Origin of the sequence: Variovorax gracilis (assembly GCF_030317115.1) — a bacterium.
Taxonomy (GTDB): domain Bacteria; phylum Pseudomonadota; class Gammaproteobacteria; order Burkholderiales; family Burkholderiaceae_C; genus Variovorax; species Variovorax gracilis.
Map to the genome: position 1 here is coordinate 1 of NZ_JASZYF010000092.1, position 1,637 is coordinate 1,637.

A 1,637-nucleotide genomic window follows, 5' to 3' on the forward strand; every position below is an offset into this window, starting at 1 on the left:
CACAAGCGCCTGGAGACCACCACCGTGTACACCCACGTGGCCACCGATCTGCTGCACGAGGTGCTCAGCCCGCTGGAGGCATTGCCACCGGCGTGACAGGCTGGCCGTGGGCCGGCCTTCCCTGGAGGTCGCCGACATCTTCCGCCAACACGCGCCGGCGTGGCGCGCCGAGCAGCGCGGCCATCTGAGCCTGGCACAGCTGAAGGTCATGTCGGCCATCGAACAGTGCCGCAGCGCGGCGCTGGGTGGACACGTCTTGCGCTGCGAGGGCTGTGGCGCCGATCAGATCGCCTACAACTCCTGCCGCAACCGCCATTGCCCCAAGTGCCAGAGCACCGCGGCGCAGCGCTGGCTTGACGCGCGTCAGGCCGATCTGCTGCCGGTTGAGTATTACCACGTGGTGTTCACGCTGCCCGCGCCCATCGCAGACCTCGCCTACCAGAACAAGGCTGCGCTCTACGGGCTGCTGTTCGACCTGGCCGCTGAGGTGCTGATCACGATCGCTGGCGATCCGAAGCACCTGGGCGCCAGGATCGGTGCCACGCTGGTGCTGCACACCTGGGGCTCGGCGCTCACGCACCATCCTCACGTACATGGCATCGTGCCCGGTGGTGGCCTGGCCCAGGACGGTACAAGCTGGGTGGCCTGCCGTGCGGGCTTCTTCCTTCCGGTGCGCGTGCTCTCGCGCCTGTTCCGGCGCCGCTTCCTGGAGGAGTTGCTGCGCCTGCATGCCGGCGGCCAGCTGCGCTTCTTCAGCGCGCACGCGAACCTGGCCGATGCCCATACCTTCAAGACCTGGCTCGCGCCACTGCGCAAGATCGAGTGGGTGGTCTACGCCAAGCGGCCCTTCGCGGGGCCGCAGGCCGTGCTGGCCTATCTGTCGCGCTACACGCACCGGGTGGCGATCTCCAACGGCCGGCTGCTTGCGCTGGACGAGCGCGGCGTGACCTTCCGATGGAAGGACTACCGCGCCAAGGGTAGGACGCGCCACAAGGCCATGACGCTCTCGGCGCACGAGTTCATGCGCCGATTCCTGCTGCATGTGCTGCCCACGGGCTTCCATCGCATCCGCCACTACGGACTGCTGGCCAACGGCGCACGCACGGCATGTCTGGCCGCCGCCCGCGAGTTGTTGAATGTGATGCCCATGCCATCGCCGTCCACCCACACCGGCGAGCCGGACGCCGAGCAAGACGCCGAGCGCCCGACGTTCATCTGCCGGCACTGCGGCCACGCCATGACCATCGTGCAGGTCTTCCTCCGCGGCGAAGCGATTCGCGCGCCACCATGACGCCAAGAGACTTCCTTGCGTCCTTGATGTCGATCGGCGAGCGCATCGACGGAGTCGGCGTGCGCTCAATGCGCCCCTTGGCCGCGACAACTGCGCCCCACGCGCCCATCACCGCCTGCGGTGGCACTGAGAAACCACGGGCTCCTTCGTGTAGCGTATCCGCGCGCCTCTCGCGTGTCATGCTTGACGGCTGAGCACTCACCACTATCGCCATAGCGTCACGGTCCTGAAAAACCGCCGCGCTGTGCTCCGCGGTTTCCTCCCTCGAGGCTTGAGGGACACCTGCCCTCAGGTCATGGTCGATCTATGCGCTGCGCGTCTGCCGGGCAGCTGTCCCACAACCCTT

General features: G+C 67.5%; 1 protein-coding gene. It reads left to right on the plus strand.

Annotation, left to right across the window (positions count from 1 at the left end; translation table 11 throughout):
* Nucleotides 1-106 precede the first annotated feature (106 nt).
* Complete coding sequence (locus QTH97_RS36865) at nucleotides 107-1,291, plus strand: IS91 family transposase (RefSeq protein ID WP_286573736.1); 1,185 nt, start codon at nucleotides 107-109, stop codon at nucleotides 1,289-1,291.
* Nucleotides 1,292-1,637 lie beyond the last annotated feature (346 nt).